At 70.8% G+C, this 15,356-nt stretch carries 13 protein-coding genes; 10 read left to right on the top strand and 3 right to left on the bottom strand.

Annotated features, from left to right (window positions below):
- Nucleotides 1-58: 58 nt before the first annotated feature.
- Complete coding sequence (locus ACFVYX_RS01885; protein ID WP_389679306.1) at nucleotides 59-646, bottom strand: TetR/AcrR family transcriptional regulator; 588 nt, start codon at nucleotides 644-646, stop codon at nucleotides 59-61.
- Nucleotides 647-733: 87 nt separating this feature from the next.
- Between ACFVYX_RS01885 and ACFVYX_RS01890 the strand changes: the two genes are divergently transcribed.
- The 9 genes from ACFVYX_RS01890 (at nucleotide 734) to ACFVYX_RS01930 (ending at nucleotide 12,551) form a co-directional block, all read left to right on the top strand.
- Nucleotides 734-2,341, top strand: a complete 1,608-nt coding sequence (locus tag ACFVYX_RS01890; protein ID WP_389679307.1) for a carboxyl transferase domain-containing protein — start codon at nucleotides 734-736, stop codon at nucleotides 2,339-2,341.
- 8 nt (nucleotides 2,342-2,349) lie between these two features.
- Entirely contained in the window at nucleotides 2,350-4,269 is a 1,920-nt protein-coding gene (locus tag ACFVYX_RS01895; RefSeq protein ID WP_389679308.1) for a biotin carboxylase N-terminal domain-containing protein, read from the top strand.
- 14 nt (nucleotides 4,270-4,283) lie between these two features.
- Nucleotides 4,284-5,201: a hydroxymethylglutaryl-CoA lyase gene (locus ACFVYX_RS01900; protein WP_389679501.1), complete on the top strand. Its 918-nt coding sequence runs from the start codon at nucleotides 4,284-4,286 to the stop codon at nucleotides 5,199-5,201.
- 8 nt (nucleotides 5,202-5,209) lie between these two features.
- Nucleotides 5,210-6,370, top strand: coding sequence for an acyl-CoA dehydrogenase family protein (locus tag ACFVYX_RS01905; protein ID WP_389679309.1), 1,161 nt, complete (start codon nucleotides 5,210-5,212; stop codon nucleotides 6,368-6,370).
- A 154-nt stretch (nucleotides 6,371-6,524) separates the two neighbouring features.
- Complete coding sequence (locus tag ACFVYX_RS01910; RefSeq protein ID WP_389679310.1) at nucleotides 6,525-7,376, top strand: siderophore-interacting protein; 852 nt, start codon at nucleotides 6,525-6,527, stop codon at nucleotides 7,374-7,376.
- Nucleotides 7,377-7,521: 145 nt separating this feature from the next.
- Nucleotides 7,522-8,961 (top strand): pyridoxal phosphate-dependent decarboxylase family protein, encoded by a 1,440-nt coding sequence (locus tag ACFVYX_RS01915; protein WP_389679311.1) that lies wholly within the window; start codon nucleotides 7,522-7,524, stop codon nucleotides 8,959-8,961.
- Nucleotides 8,948-10,240: a lysine N(6)-hydroxylase/L-ornithine N(5)-oxygenase family protein gene (locus ACFVYX_RS01920; RefSeq protein ID WP_389679312.1), complete on the top strand. Its 1,293-nt coding sequence runs from the start codon at nucleotides 8,948-8,950 to the stop codon at nucleotides 10,238-10,240. The genes ACFVYX_RS01915 and ACFVYX_RS01920 overlap by 14 nt, the downstream gene beginning before the upstream one ends.
- Nucleotides 10,237-10,767, top strand: coding sequence for a GNAT family N-acetyltransferase (locus ACFVYX_RS01925; protein WP_389679313.1), 531 nt, complete (start codon nucleotides 10,237-10,239; stop codon nucleotides 10,765-10,767). The genes ACFVYX_RS01920 and ACFVYX_RS01925 overlap by 4 nt, the downstream gene beginning before the upstream one ends.
- Nucleotides 10,764-12,551: an IucA/IucC family protein gene (locus tag ACFVYX_RS01930; protein ID WP_389679314.1), complete on the top strand. Its 1,788-nt coding sequence runs from the start codon at nucleotides 10,764-10,766 to the stop codon at nucleotides 12,549-12,551. The genes ACFVYX_RS01925 and ACFVYX_RS01930 overlap by 4 nt, the downstream gene beginning before the upstream one ends.
- Before the next feature lie 128 nt (nucleotides 12,552-12,679).
- On the opposite strand, the gene ACFVYX_RS01935 is transcribed toward ACFVYX_RS01930, so the two are convergent.
- Both ACFVYX_RS01935 and ACFVYX_RS01940 read right to left on the bottom strand, forming a co-directional pair.
- A complete protein-coding gene (locus ACFVYX_RS01935) occupies nucleotides 12,680-13,054 on the bottom strand; it encodes a hypothetical protein (RefSeq protein WP_389679315.1) in 375 nt (124 codons plus the stop codon).
- Between the two features lie 156 nt (nucleotides 13,055-13,210).
- Nucleotides 13,211-14,842: a beta-N-acetylhexosaminidase gene (locus ACFVYX_RS01940; RefSeq protein WP_389679316.1), complete on the bottom strand. Its 1,632-nt coding sequence runs from the start codon at nucleotides 14,840-14,842 to the stop codon at nucleotides 13,211-13,213.
- 202 nt (nucleotides 14,843-15,044) lie between these two features.
- On the opposite strand from ACFVYX_RS01940, the gene ACFVYX_RS01945 reads away from it, so the two are divergent.
- On the top strand, nucleotides 15,045-15,320 hold the full coding sequence (locus ACFVYX_RS01945) for a hypothetical protein (RefSeq protein ID WP_073807713.1): 276 nt from the start codon (nucleotides 15,045-15,047) through the stop codon (nucleotides 15,318-15,320).
- The last annotated feature ends 36 nt before the right edge of the window (nucleotides 15,321-15,356 follow it).

Consider the following 15,356-nt stretch of genomic DNA (forward strand, 5'->3'; position numbering starts at 1 on the left):
GCGGACGCGTTGGGCACACGTTTCGCCCCGTGGACCCCGCTCGGGCCGCGGACGACCCCTATCCGGCCAGCGCCCCGAACGCCCCGTGGGCCAGTCTGCGCAGCAGGTCCTCCATGGACCGGCGGCCGACCGTGGCCAGGTGCGGCGTCGAGTTCAGCAGGCCGAACACGGCGTGGACCGCCGTGCGCACCTCGCTCTCGGCCGCCTCCGGGTGGAGCTCCCGCACCACCGCCACCCACAGTTCGACGTACTGCCGCTGGAGCTGCCGTACCCGCTTGCGGTCCTCGTCCTTCAGGCGGTCGAGCTCCCGGTCGTGGAGGGTGATGAGCGGCCGGTCGTCGAGGGCGAAGTCGATGTGCCCGTCGATGAGGGAGCCGAGGAGGGCCTCGGGGTCGCCGGTGGTCGCGCCGGCCCGCGCCCGGCCGCCGTCGAGGAGTCTCTCGCTGATGCCCACGAGGAGCTCGGCGAGCATCGCGTCCTTGCCGGGGAAGTGACGGTAGAGGCCGGGGCCGCTGATGCCGACGGCCGCTCCTATCTCGTCCACGCCCACGCCGTGGAAGCCGCGCTCGGCGAAGAGGCGGGCAGCCTCTTTGAGGATCTGCTCGCGTCGCGTCGGGGCGTCCGTGCGGGTAGGGCTCGTGGTCATGGATTCGATTCTAGACAACCCCGTTAGCGGTCGTTAACCTGAGCGACATACGTTAACGCTCATTAACCGAGCAAGGGAGCTCGAGGGATGCAGCAGGCACCTGTGCTGACGAGTGCGGCGGATCCCGCCTCGCCGGCCTGGCAGGCGAACGAGGCGGCGCACCACGAGCTGGCCGCGACCCTGCGCGCCACGCTCGCGACGGCCGCGCTGGGCGGGGGTGAGAAGTCCCGGGCCCGGCACACCGCACGCGGCAAGCTGCTGCCCAGAGACCGGGTGGACACCCTTCTCGACCCGGGTTCGCCCTTCCTGGAGCTGGCCCCGCTCGCGGCGCACGGCATGTACGGCGATCAGGCCCCGGCCGCCGGCGTCATCGCCGGCGTCGGCCGGGTCTCGGGCCGCGAGTGCGTGATCGTGGCGAACGACGCGACCGTCAAGGGCGGCACCTATTACCCGATGACGGTGAAGAAGCACCTGCGGGCGCAGGAGGTGGCTCTGGAGAATCGTCTCCCCTGCCTCTATCTGGTGGACTCGGGCGGCGCCTTCCTGCCCATGCAGGACGAGGTCTTCCCCGACCGGGAGCACTTCGGCCGGATCTTCTACAACCAGGCCCGGATGTCTGGTGCGGGCATCCCGCAGATCGCTGCGGTCCTCGGTTCGTGCACGGCGGGCGGCGCGTACGTCCCGGCGATGAGCGACGAGGCCGTGATCGTACGGAACCAGGGGACGATCTTCCTGGGCGGTCCGCCGCTCGTGAAGGCGGCCACCGGCGAGGTCGTCACCGCCGAGGAGCTGGGCGGCGGCGAGGTCCACTCCCGGATCTCCGGTGTCACCGACCATCTGGCCGAGGACGACGCCCACGCGCTGCGGATCGTGCGGAACATCGTGGCCACGCTCCCGGAGCGCGGTGCGCTGCCGTGGTCGGTGGAGCCGGTCGAGGAGCCGAAGGTCGACCCGTACGGGCTCTACGGCGCGGTGCCGGTGGACTCCCGCACCCCGTACGACGTGCGGGAGGTGATCGCCCGGGTCGTGGACGGCTCCCGTTTCCAGGAGTTCAAGTCCGAGTACGGGCAGACGCTGGTCACCGGCTTCGCCCGGATCCACGGCCACCCGGTCGGCATCGTCGCCAACAACGGCATCCTGTTCGCGGAGTCCGCGCAGAAGGGCGCGCACTTCATCGAGCTGTGCGACCAGCGCGGGATCCCGCTGGTGTTCCTGCAGAACATCACGGGCTTCATGGTCGGCAAGGCGTACGAGCACGGCGGCATCGCCAAGCACGGCGCCAAGATGGTCACGGCCGTGGCCACCACCCGGGTGCCGAAGCTGACGGTCGTCGTCGGCGGGTCGTACGGCGCGGGCAACTACTCGATGTGCGGCCGGGCGTACTCCCCCCGCTTCCTGTGGATGTGGCCCAACGCCAAGATCTCGGTCATGGGCGGCGAGCAGGCCGCGTCCGTCCTCGCGACGGTCAAGCGCGACCAGCTCGGCGACGGGTGGAGCGCGGAGGAGGAAGAGGCCTTCAAGGCCCCGATCCGCGAGCAGTACGAGTCCCAGGGCAACGCCTACTACGCGACGGCCCGGCTCTGGGACGACGGGGTCATCGACCCGCTGGAGACCCGGCAGGTCCTCGGCCTCGCCCTGACCGCCTGTGCCAACGCGCCCCTGGGTGACCCCCAGTTCGGCGTCTTCCGGATGTGAGGAAGTCCATGTTCGACACAGTGCTCGTCGCCAATCGCGGCGAGATCGCGGTCCGGGTCATCCGCACGCTGCGGGCACTCGGCGTGCGCTCGGTGGCCGTGTACAGCGACGCGGACGCCGACGCCCGGCACGTACGGGAGGCGGACACCGCGGTACGGATCGGTCCACCGCCGGCCTCCGAGTCGTATCTGTCCGTCCCCGCGCTGCTCGAAGCCGCCGCCCGCACCGGCGCGCGGGCCGTCCATCCCGGCTACGGGTTCCTCGCCGAGAACGCCGGCTTCGCGCGGGCCTGCGCGGACGCGGGGCTCGTCTTCATCGGTCCGCCGGCCTCCGCGATCTCCCTGATGGGCGACAAGATCCGGGCGAAGGAGACGGTCAAGGCGGCGGGCGTCCCGGTCGTCCCCGGCGCGGCCGATCCCGAACTGGCCGAGGCCGCCCGTGCGCTCGGCGCGCCCGTGCTGCTCAAGCCGAGCGCGGGCGGTGGCGGCAAGGGCATGCGGCTCGTCCGGGACCTGGCGGTCCTGGAGGACGAGATCGCGGCGGCCCGCCGTGAGGCCCGCTCCTCGTTCGGCGACGACACGCTCCTCGTGGAGCGGTGGATCGACCGGCCCCGGCACATCGAGATCCAGGTCCTTGCCGACGCCCACGGGAACGTGGTCCACCTCGGCGAGCGCGAGTGCTCGCTCCAGCGCCGCCACCAGAAGATCATCGAGGAGGCGCCGAGCGTCCTGCTGACCCCGGAGATCCGGGCGGCGATGGGCGCGGCGGCCGTCGAGGCGGCGCGGTCCTGCGGCTATGTGGGCGCGGGCACGGTCGAATTCATCGTGCCGGGCGGCGACCCGGCCTCGTACTACTTCATGGAGATGAACACCCGCCTCCAGGTCGAGCACCCGGTGACGGAGCTGATCACGGGTGTCGATCTGGTGGAGTGGCAGCTGCGGGTGGCGGCGGGCGAGCCGCTGCCGTTCACGCAGGAGGAGATCCGGCTCGACGGCTGGGCGATCGAGGCCCGGCTGTGCGCGGAGGACCCGTCGCGGGGCTTCCTGCCCTCGGGCGGCACGGTCCTCGCCCTGAACGAGCCGCAGGGGGACGGGGTTCGTACGGACTCGGGCCTGAGCGAGGGCACGGAGGTCGGCAGCCTGTACGACCCGATGCTCGCGAAGGTCATCGTCCACGCGAAGGACCGCCCCACGGCCCTGCGCAAGCTGCGCGCGGCGCTCGCGGACACGGTCACCCTGGGCGTCCCGACGAACGCCGGCTTCCTGCGCAGGCTGCTCGCCCACCCGGACGTCGTCTCCGGCGCCCTGGACACGGGTCTGGTGGAGCGGGACGCGGAGAGCCTCGTCCCGGAGGGCGTACCGGACGAGGTGTACGCGGCGGCGGCCGCCGCCCGGTTCGCGGAGCTGGCCCCGGCGCCCCTGGGCGGCTGGACGGACCCGTTCTCGGTGCCGAGCGGCTGGCGGCTTGGCGGGCGTCCGGCCCCGCTGCCCTTCCCCGTACGAGTGGCGGGACATGAACCCGTGACGGCGGAGGCGCCGGCCGGCGCCCGGGTCACCCCCGACTCGGTGACGGTCACGGTGGACGGGCTCGTCCACCGCTTCCACCGCGCCGGGAACTGGCTCGGCAGGGACGGCGACTCCTGGCACGTGCTCGACCACGATCCCGTCGAGGCCGCGCTCAGCGGGGCGAAGCACGGCGGGGCCGACACGCTGGCCGCGCCGATGCCCGGGACCGTCACCGTCGTCAAGGTGGCCGTCGGGGACGAGGTCGAGGCGGGGCAGAGTCTGCTCGTCGTCGAGGCGATGAAGATGGAGCACGTCATCTCCGCCCCGCACGCCGGCACCGTCACCGAGCTGGACGTGACGCCCGGCAGCACCGTCGCCATGGACCAGATCCTGGCCGTCGTCGCACCCAGGGAGGAATCGTGACCACGGGCCTGCCCATGACCGTGAGGGATCCGGCGCTGCCCGCCCGGGTCCGGATCCACGAGGTCGGCGCCCGGGACGGGCTGCAGAACGAGAAGAAGGCCGTCGCGACCGATGTGAAGGCCGAGTTCGTGCGGCGGCTCGCCGCCGCCGGGCTCGGCACGATCGAGGCGACCAGCTTCGTGCACCCGAAGTGGGTGCCCCAACTGGCGGACGCGGAGGAGCTGTTCCCGCTCGTCCGTGATCTGCCCGTCCGCCTGCCCGTCCTCGTGCCGAACGAGCGGGGTCTCGACCGGGCCCTCGCGCTCGGCGCCCGCGAGGTCGCCGTGTTCGCCTCGGCGACCGAGTCCTTCGCGAAGGCCAATCTGAACCGGACCGTCGACGAGGCGCTCGCGATGTTCGCGCCGACCGTCACGCGGGCCATAGAGGCCGGCCTCACGGTCCGCGGCTACCTCTCGATGTGCTTCGGCGACCCCTGGGAGGGCGCCGTCCCCGTCGAGCAGGTCGTCCGCGTCACCAAGGCCCTCGCCGAGATGGGCTGTGACGAGCTGAGCCTCGGGGACACCATCGGGGTCGCGACCCCCGGCCACGTCCAGGCGCTGCTCACCGCCCTGGACGAGGCCGGTGTCCCCACCTCCCGTATCGCCGTGCACTTCCACGACACGTACGGGCAGGCCCTCTCCAACACCCTGACCGCCCTGCGCCACGGGGTCACCACCGTGGACGCCTCCGCCGGCGGCCTCGGCGGCTGTCCGTACGCGAAGAGCGCGACCGGCAATCTCGCCACCGAGGATCTCGTGTGGATGCTCGACGGTCTCGGCATCGAGACCGGGGTCGATCTGGCCACCCTCACCGCCACAAGCGTGTGGATGGCCGAACAACTGGGCCGACCCAGCCCTTCCCGTACCGTCCGTGCCCTCTCCCACCAGGAGTGACGATTCCCATGTCCCTCGACCACCGGCTCACCGCAGAGCACGAGGAACTCCGCCGTACCGTCGAGGCGTTCGCCCACGACGTGGTGGCGCCGAAGATCGGCGACTACTACGAGCGGCACGAGTTCCCGTACGAGATCGTCCGCGAGATGGGCCGCATGGGCCTGTTCGGACTGCCGTTCCCCGAGGAGTACGGCGGCATGGGCGGCGACTACCTGGCGCTCGGCATCGCTCTCGAGGAGCTGGCCCGGGTCGACTCCTCCGTGGCGATCACCCTGGAGGCGGGGGTGTCGCTCGGCGCGATGCCGCTGCACCTGTTCGGCACGGAGGAGCAGAAGCGGGAGTGGCTGCCGAGGCTGTGCGCCGGTGAGCTGCTCGGTGCCTTCGGTCTCACCGAGCCGGGCGCCGGCTCGGACGCCGGCGGCACCCGTACGACGGCCGTCCGTGACGGCGACCAGTGGGTCATCAACGGTTCGAAGTGCTTCATCACCAACTCCGGTACGGACATCACGGGTCTGGTGACGGTCACGGCGGTCACCGGCCGCAAGCCCGACGGCCGTCCGCTGATCTCCTCGATCATCGTCCCCTCCGGCACCCCGGGCTTCACGGTCGCCGCCCCCTACTCGAAGGTCGGCTGGAACGCCTCGGACACCCGTGAGCTGTCCTTCGACGACGTGCGGGTCCCGGTGGAGAACCTCCTCGGCGAGGAGGGCCGTGGGTACGCGCAGTTCCTGCGGATCCTGGACGAGGGCCGGGTCGCCATCGCGGCGCTCGCGACGGGTCTCGCGCAGGGCTGTGTGGACGAGTCGGTGAAGTACGCGAAGGAACGTCACGCCTTCGGCCGGCCGATCGGTGACAACCAGGCCATCCAGTTCAAGATCGCCGACATGGAGACGCGGGCGCACATGGCCCGGATCGGCTGGCGGGACGCGGCCTCGCGGCTCGTCCTGGGCGAGCCGTTCAAGAAGGAGGCGGCGATCGCGAAGCTGTACTCCTCCACCGTGGCGGTCGACAACGCCCGTGACGCCACCCAGATCCACGGCGGCTACGGCTTCATGAACGAGTACCCGGTGGCCCGGATGTGGCGCGACTCGAAGATCCTGGAGATCGGCGAGGGCACCAGCGAGGTCCAGCGGATGCTGATCGCGCGGGAGTTGGGCCTTCAGGCCTGAGTCCGTCCGCACGTCTCGGCGGAGCCCGCCGCCCCCGGGGTGGCGGGCTTCGTCGTGCCTGGCCAGGTGGGGTCCGTCAGGCCTGGCCAGGTGGGGTCCGTCACGCGCCCCCACCCCTACAGAGTTTGATGAGGTTAGGCTAACCTACGTTCTCATGACGAACGCCGAGACCGCCCCCTTCCAGTTCTTCCGCCTCCAGGTCGACCGGACCCGGCGGCTCGGCCCGTCCCTGGTCCGGGTCACCTTCACCGGGGACGACCTGAAGGGCTTCGCCGCCGGCGGCCGCGACCAGTCGCTCTCCCTCTTCCTGCCGCACCCCGGCCAGGACGCGCCCGCCCTGCCGCCGCTCGACAACCCGGACATGTACGCCATCCTGGGCGCGTGGCGCGCGATGCCCGACGACGAGCGGGCCGTGATGCGCTCGTACACGGTCCGCGAGCAGCGCACGGAGCCGGTGAACGAGGTCGACATCGACTTCGCGCTCCACGAGGACGGCGGCCCCGCCTGCCGCTGGGCGGCCCAGGCCAAGCCCGGCGACCGGGTGGTCGTGCTCGGTCCCGCGGTCGCCGAGAACACCGGCGTCCGCTTCCGGCTGCCCGAGGACGCCGACTCCGTCCTCATCTGGGCGGACGAGACGGCCCTTCCGGCCGCCTCCGCGATCCTGGAGTGGCTGCCGGCCGAGACCCGCGCCCAGGTGTTCCTCGAAGTGCCGTACTCGGGCGACCGCATGGAGCTCGCGACGCAGGCCGACGCGACCGTCACCTGGCTCGTACGCGAGGAGGGGGCGCCGTCCGCCGTGGACGCGGTGCGCGGTGCCGGGCTGCCCGGCGAGGCGCCGTACGTCTGGATCGCGGGCGAGTCCGGCGCGGTGAAGGCGCTGCGGCGGCACTTCGTGCGGGAGCGCGGGCTCGACCGGCGCCGGGTGACGTTCGTCGGTTACTGGCGCAAGGGGCTTTCCGAGGACGCGCTGCGCGAGGTCCCGGACGAGACCCAGGAAGACGCGTAGGCGTACTCCCACCGCCCGCGTTCAACTTCCGTTCACCGAGCGTGACCTGAGAGGGGCGAGGGGGCGTTGCGATGTGTTGTTAGGTTAGGCTAACCTAACAACACATCGCCCCCTCGTCCTTCTCTGCTGTCCGGAGGCCCCCCACATGCGCTCCCACCTGCTCAATGACGCCACGGCGGAGAGCTACCGCCGCTCCGTCACCGAAGGAGTCGAGCGCGTGGCGGCCAAACTCGCCTCGACGCGAGGTCCCTTCAGCGGTGTGACGCCCGCCGAGCTCGCCCCCGTGATCGACGCCGTCGACCTCGACCGGCCGCTCGGCGACTCCTCCGCCGCCCTCGACGAGCTGGAGAGCGTCTACCTCCGCGACGCCGTCTACTTCCACCACCCGCGCTACCTGGGCCACCTCAACTGCCCGGTGGTCATCCCCGCCGTCCTCGGCGAGGCCGTCCTCTCGGCGGTCAACTCCTCGCTCGACACGTGGGACCAGAGCGCCGGCGGCACCCTCATCGAGCGCAAGCTGATCGACTGGACCACCGGCCGCATCGGCCTCGGCCCGGCCGCCGACGGGGTGTTCACCAGCGGAGGTACGCAGTCCAACCTGCAGGCCCTGCTCCTGGCCCGCGAGGAGGCCAAGACGGACGACCTGTCCAGGCTCCGTGTCTTCTCCTCCGACTGCAGCCACTTCAGCGTCCAGAAGTCGGCCACCCTCCTCGGCCTCGGCGCCGACGCCGTCGTCTCGATCCCGGTCGACCGGAACAAGCGGATGCAGTCCGTCGTCCTCGCCGCCGAGCTGGAGGCCTGCCGCGCCGAGGGCCTCGTCCCGATGGCGATCGTCGCCACCGCCGGCACCACCGACTTCGGCTCCATCGACCCGCTGCCCGAGATCGCCGCCCTGGCCGAGGAGTACGGCGCCTGGATGCACGTGGACGCGGCCTACGGCTGCGGGCTGCTCGCCTCCCCGACCCGCCGCCACCTCCTGGACGGCATCGAGCGGGCCGACTCGGTCACCGTCGACTTCCACAAGTCCTTCTTCCAGCCGGTCAGCTCCTCGGCCGTCCTTGTCCGCGACGGCGCCACCCTGCGCCACGCGACCTACCACGCGGACTACCTGAACCCGCGCCGCACCATCGCGGAGCGGATACCGAACCAGGTCGACAAGTCCCTCCAGACCACCCGCCGCTTCGACGCGCTCAAGCTGTGGATGACCCTGCGCGTGATGGGCGCCGACGGCGTCGGGCAGCTCTTCGACGAGGTCTGCGACCTGGCCGCCGAGGGCTTCGCGATGCTCGCCGCCGACCCGCGCTACGACGTCGTGGTCGAGCCGCAGCTCTCCACGCTCGTGTACCGCTACATCCCGGAGGCCGTCACCTCCCCCGAGGACATCGACCGGGCCAACCTCCACGCCAGGAAGGCGCTCTTCGCCTCCGGTGAGGCCGTCGTCGCCGGAACCAAGGTCGACGGCCGCCAGTACCTCAAGTTCACCTTGCTCAACCCCGAGACGACCACGGCCGACATCGCCGCCGTCCTCGATCTGATCGCCGGCCACGCCGAGCAGTACCTGGGAGAGAACCTTGTCCACGCCTGAGACCCCTGAGACCTCTGGGATCCACGACTTCATCGGCATCGGACTCGGTCCGTTCAACCTCGGACTCGCCTGCCTGACCGAGCCGATCGACGAGCTGAACGGCCTCTTCCTGGAGTCGAAGCCGGACTTCGAGTGGCACTCGGGGATGTTCCTCGAAGGCGCCCACCTCCAGACCCCGTTCATGTCGGACCTGGTCACGATGGCGGACCCCACCTCGCCGTACTCCTTCCTGAACTACCTGAAGGAGAAGGGCCGGCTGTACTCGTTCTACATCCGGGAGAACTTCTACCCGCTGCGGACCGAGTACAACGACTACTGCCGCTGGGCCGCCGGGAAGCTCTCCTCGGTCCGCTTCTCGACGACCGTCGCCTCCGTGGCCTTCGACGAGACCGTTGAGGTGTACGTGGTGACCACCGAGGCCGGAGAAACGTTCCGCTCGCGGAAGCTCGTCCTCGGCACCGGCACCCCGGCGTACGTCCCCGAGACCTGCCAGGGCCTCGGCGGCGACCTGATCCACAACTCGCGCTACCTCCCGAACAAGGAGGAGCTCCAGAAGAAGAAGTCCATCACCCTGGTCGGCAGCGGCCAGAGCGCGGCCGAGATCTACTACGACCTCCTGAGCGAGATCGACGTCCACGGCTACAAGCTGAACTGGGTGACCCGCTCCCCCCGCTTCTTCCCCCTCGAGTACACCAAGCTCACCCTGGAGATGACCTCCCCGGAGTACGTGGACTACTTCCACGCGCTGCCCGAGCAGACCCGCTACCGCCTGGAGACCCAGCAGAAGGGCCTCTTCAAGGGCATCGACGGCGAGCTGATCGACGCCATCTTCGACCTGCTCTACCAGAAGAACCTGAACGGCCCGGTGCAGACCCGGCTTCTCACCAACTCCGCGCTGCACGCCGCCGCGTACGACGACACCAGCGGCACGTACACCCTCGGCTTCCGCCAGGAGGAGCAGGAGAAGGACTTCACCCTGGAGACCGAGGGCCTGATCCTCGCCACCGGGTACAAGTACGCCGTCCCCGCCTTCCTGGAGCCGGTCCGTGACCGCCTCAAGTGGGACGGCCAGGGCCGCTTCGACGTGGCCCGCAACTACGCGATCGACACCACCGGCCGCGGGGTCTTCCTGCAGAACGCCGGCGTGCACACCCACTCGATCACCTCGCCCGACCTCGGCATGGGGGCGTACCGCAACGCGTACATCATCGGGGCGATGCTGGGATACGACTACTACCCCGTCGAGAAGACCATCGCTTTCCAGGAGTTCGCGGCATGACCGTATCGATACGTCCCTTCGACCCGTCGAAGGACGCCCGGCTGATCCACCCGTGGGTCACCCACCCCAAAGCCGCCTTCTGGATGATGCAGGGCGCCACCCTCCAGGACGTCGAGCGCGAGTACACGGCGATCACCGCCCATCCGCACCACGACGCCTTCATCGGCCTGGTCGACGGCGAGCCGTCCTTCCTGATGGAGCGGTACGACCCGTCGGAGCTGGAGCTCGTCGGCCTGTACGAGCCGCAGCCCGGTGACGTCGGCATGCACTTCCTCGTCGCGCCGACCGACACCCCCGTGCACGGCTTCACCCGGACCGTGATCACCGCCGTGATGGCGGAGCTGTTCGCCGACCCTGCGACCGTGCGCGTCGTCGTCGAGCCCGACGTGGGCAACAAGGCCGTCCACGCGCTCAACGAGGCCGTCGGTTTCGTGCCCGAGCGGGAGATCCAGAAGCCGGAGAAGAAGGCCCTGCTGAGCTTCTGCACCCGGGAGCAGTTCGAGGCCGCCGTGGGAGCCGCCGTATGAGCGCCACCGACCGCCGCGACCCCGTCGCGCACCTCACCCCCGAGCTCTGGGCCGACGCCAACCGCGCCCTGATCCGCAAGGGCCTGGCCGAGTTCGCCCACGAGCGGCTCCTCGACCCGCGCGAGCTGGGCGAGAGCCGTTACGCGGTGCTCGCCGACGACGGCGTGACCGAGTACCGCTTCACCGCGGACCGGTTCGCCCTCGACCACTGGCAGGTCTACCCCGAGTCGATCAGCCGGCACCGCGGCGACGAGCAGCTCCCGCTCGACGCGCTCCAGTTCATCACCGAACTCCGCGGCGCCCTCGGCCTCAGCGACGAGGTCCTCCCGGTCTACCTGGAGGAGATCTCCTCCACCCTCGCCGGCACGGCCTACAAGGCGACCAAGCCGAGGGTGACCTCCGCCGAGCTGGCCCACGCCGGCTTCCAGGCCATCGAGACCGGGATGACCGAGGGCCACCCCTGCTTCGTCGCCAACAACGGCCGGCTCGGCTTCGGCGTCGACGAGTTCCGCGCGTACGCCCCCGAGGCCGCGAGCGACATCCACCTGATCTGGCTGGCGGCGCGGCGCGACCGCACCACCTTCACGGCGGGCGCGGACATCGAGTACGAGACGTTCGTCCGCGCCGAGCTGGGCGACGAGACGGTGGACGGCTTCGCGGCGACGCTGACCGCCCGCGGCCTGGACCCGGCCGACTACCTCCTCATGCCCTGTCACCCCTGGCAGTGGTGGAACAAGCTGTCCGTCACCTTCGCCGCCGAGGTCGCGCAGCAGCGTCTGGTGTATCTGGGCGAGGGCGACGACACGTACCTCGCGCAGCAGTCGATCCGTACGTTCTTCAACACGTCGGACCCGGCCAAGCATTACGTCAAGACGGCTCTCTCGGTCCTCAACATGGGCTTCATGCGGGGTCTCTCGGCCGCGTACATGGAGGCCACCCCGGCCATCAACGACTGGCTGCACCAGCTCATCGAGTCGGACTCCGTCTTCGCGGCGGCCCGGTTCTCGATCATCCGCGAGCGGGCGGCCGTCGGCTACCGGCACCTGGAGTACGAGGCCGCGACCGACCGCTACTCGCCCTACCGCAAGATGCTGGCGGCGCTCTGGCGCGAGTCCCCGGTGCCGTCCCTCGCCGAGGGCGAGCGCCTGGCGACGATGGCCTCGCTCCTCCACGTGGACCACGCGGGCGCGTCCTTCGCGGGCGCCCTGATCAAGGAGTCGGGCCTCGAGGCGCGGGTCTGGCTGCGCCAGTACCTGGACGCCTACCTCCTCCCGGTCCTGCACAGCTTCTACGCGTACGACCTGGCGTTCATGCCGCACGGCGAGAACGTGATCCTGGTCCTCGACGAGCGCGGCGCGGTGGCGCGGGCGATCTTCAAGGACATCGCGGAGGAGATCGTCGTCATGGACCCGGCGGCGGTCCTGCCGCCGGCGGTGGAGCGCGTCCGCGCCGAGATCCCGGAGGACATGAAGCTCCTCTCGGTCTTCACGGACGTCTTCGACTGCTTCTTCCGCTTCCTGGGCGCGACCCTGGCGGCGGAGGGCGTCCTGGCCGAGGACGACTTCTGGCGGACGGTCGCGGAGTGCGTCCGCGCCTACGAGGCGTCGAAGCCGGAACTGTCGGACAGGTTCGCCCAGTACGACATGTTCGCGGAGACGTTCGCCCTCTCCGCCCTCAACCGCCTCCAGCTCCGCAACAACAGGCAGATGGTCGACCTGGCGGACCCGTCGGCGGCCCTCCAGCTGGTCGGCGACCTGGTGAACCCGATAGCCCGGTTCGCCTGACCTTCCCCATGGACCGATGTGAGCCCCGCCGGAGTACGGTCCTCCGGCGGGGCTCACATCTTTCTCCGCCCTTCCGGGCCCTCGATCGTCCGCGGGTCGCCGGGACCGCCTTGGAGGTACTCGTCGATTCAGGCGCCCTCGTCGAAGCGGCCCGCCTCCACCTGGAGGGCGAGGGTCTGCAGCACCTCGGCCGAGGAGACGTCGGTCCGCCCCTCGTCGTGCGTCATGGCGAGACTCGTGAAGGCGAGGGTGAACCCGGAGACCATGGTGTACAGCACGGGGCCGAGGGCCGTGGCGAGGAGGCGGGTCACCTCCTGCGGAGTGGCGTCGGCCGGCACCCTGATGTGGGGCAGCATCTCGTTCAGCATCTGTGTGATCACCCCGGGTTCGATCTCGGACGCCGACTCGAGGGCCTCCTCGTCCCCCTCCTCCACCGCCCGCCGGATCTCCTGAGCCTCCGTCAGGATGCCGATCACTCGCCTCAGAACCTCAGCTCGCTCCATCCGCGGAGCTTAGCCCCGGACCGGTCGGCGGGTCCGGGGGTCCGGGGGTCCGGGCGGCAGCCCTGTCCCGGGACGGCCGGTCCACCATCGCGCCCGCACCCGGCGGAACGCCCTGCCGGCAGCGAACCGGCCGGGCGTTCCGCGTGAGCGGACGTCCTACCCCGCCGGCCAGGGCACCTGCGGTGACCGGTAGAAGTCGATGCCCAGCGCCTCGAAGCGTGGTGCCTGTTCCGCGAGGCGCACCTTGTACGTGTCCCAGTCGTGGGTCTCCGCCGGGGACCAGCCGAGTTCGGCCACGCCCGGCAGGCGCGGGAAGGCCATGACGTCGAGGTCGTCCGTGGTGGCGAGCGTCTCCGTCCACAGCGGGGCCTCGACGCCCACGACGGCGTTCTCCGGGGCTCCCGGCAGATAGGTGGCCGGGTTCCAGTCGTACGACTCCCGCACCTCGACGTGTCCGGCCCAGGAGAGGCCGAGCGGGGTGTCCTTGGTGTACTTCATGTCGAGGTACGTCCGGTCGGCCGGCGAGAGGATGAGGCCGGTGCCGTTCCGCGCGGCGGCGGCGACCCGTTCCTTCTCCGCGGCGGGGGTGCGATCGAGGCCCCAGTACTGCACGAGGGCGCCCTCGACGGGGGTGGTGCCGGTCAGCTGGTGCCAGCCGACGACCTTCTTGCCGTACTTCGCGACGACCGGCTGCACCCGGTCCATGAAGGCCACGTAGTCGGCGTGGCTGGTGGAGTGCGCCTCGTCGCCGCCGATGTGGACGTAGCGGCCGGGGGTGAGCGCGGCGATCTCCCGGATCACGTCGTCGACGAAGTCGTACGTGATGTCCTTGGGCACGCACAGGGAGCTGAGGCCGACCTTGATGCCGGTGTAGAGGGGCGGGGCGACGCCGTCGCAGTTGAGCGCGGCGTAGGAGGAGAGGGCCGCGAAGGTGTGGCCCGGCATGTCGACCTCGGGGATCACCTCCTGGTAGCGGGAGGAGGCGTACCGGACGATCTCCCGGTACTGCTCCTTGGTGTAGAAGCCGCCGGGGCCGCCGCCGACCTCGGTGGAGCCGCCGTGGCTGGTGAGCCGGGGCCAGGAGTCGACGGCGATGCGCCAGCCCTGGTCGTCGGTGAGGTGCAGATGAAGGGTGTTGATCTTGTAGAGGGCGAGCTGGTCGATGTACCGCTTCACCTCGTCGACGGTGAAGAAGTGGCGGGCGACGTCGAGCATGGCGCCCCGGTAGGCGTAGCGGGGGGTGTCGGTGATCGTGCCGCCTGCGATCTTCCAGGGGCCGGGCTGGACGGAGTCCCGCTCGACGGCGGAGGGCAGCTGCTGGCGCAGGGTCTGCACGCCGCGGAAGAGGCCGGCGGGCTCGCGGGCGGTGAGGGTGAGGCCGTCGGGCGTGGAATGGAGCCGGTAGCCCTCCTCGCCGAGCTTGGTGTCGCCGGGGGCGAGCAGGAGCCGGATGCCGCCCCGGGCGGCGGTGTCGTCGACGACGGGGAGCGGGAAGCCGGTGGCGGGTCGGAGCAGTCCGGCGAGGTAGCGGCCGATGGCCTTGGTCTCGCCGGAGGTCCCGTCCACGCCGATGCGGGTGGCGGGCGTGAGGGTGTAGGGCTCGCCCTCGGGGGCGATGCCGGCGGGTACGGGCACGATGCGGCCGAGCGGGCGGATCTCGGGTTCGGCGGCGGCCGCCTTTCCGTCGTCCTTTCCGGTGACCGCGGCGCTCTCCCCGCACCCCACTCCGGCGGTCGCGACGAGGAGCAGGGTTCCGATCAGGCGAGGAATCCTTCGGCTCTGTCTCACAGGCATGGTCCCCTTCGGGTGATCAGCACGTCCGTCGTCCTGTCGTTACGTATATCCGGTCGGCGCCCTCCCCGCGCATCAGCGCCCCGCCGACGTTCAAGGTCTGGACCAAACCCCCGATCCACGCGTGGATCATGGCACTCCTGCCCGATTTCGGGCAGGATTCTTGCGAAAGGGCCCGGGAACCCCTCAGTATTCACGGGTGCTCGAACGCCGCCCGTCACACGACGACCTCGTCGACCATCTGGTCCGCAGCACCGCGCTCCAGCGCGGTGAGGCCGCCCGGGTGGTGCTCGACGTCCTGGCGTACTTCGACGAGACGACCGAGGAGTTCGTCCGCCGCCGCCACCGCGAACTGCAGTCCGGTGGAGCGGTGAACACCGAGATCTTCGAACGGATCGCCGCGGAGCTGCCACACCGGGCCGTGGCGCCACCGGAACTCTCGCTCCGGCAGCTGCGCCGCATCGTCTACGGCTGACACGGCCGGGGACACACGGCCCGGGGGTGCGGCCGA

Origin of the sequence: Streptomyces sp. NPDC058326 (assembly GCF_042879855.1) — a bacterium.
GTDB lineage: Bacteria > Actinomycetota > Actinomycetes > Streptomycetales > Streptomycetaceae > Streptomyces.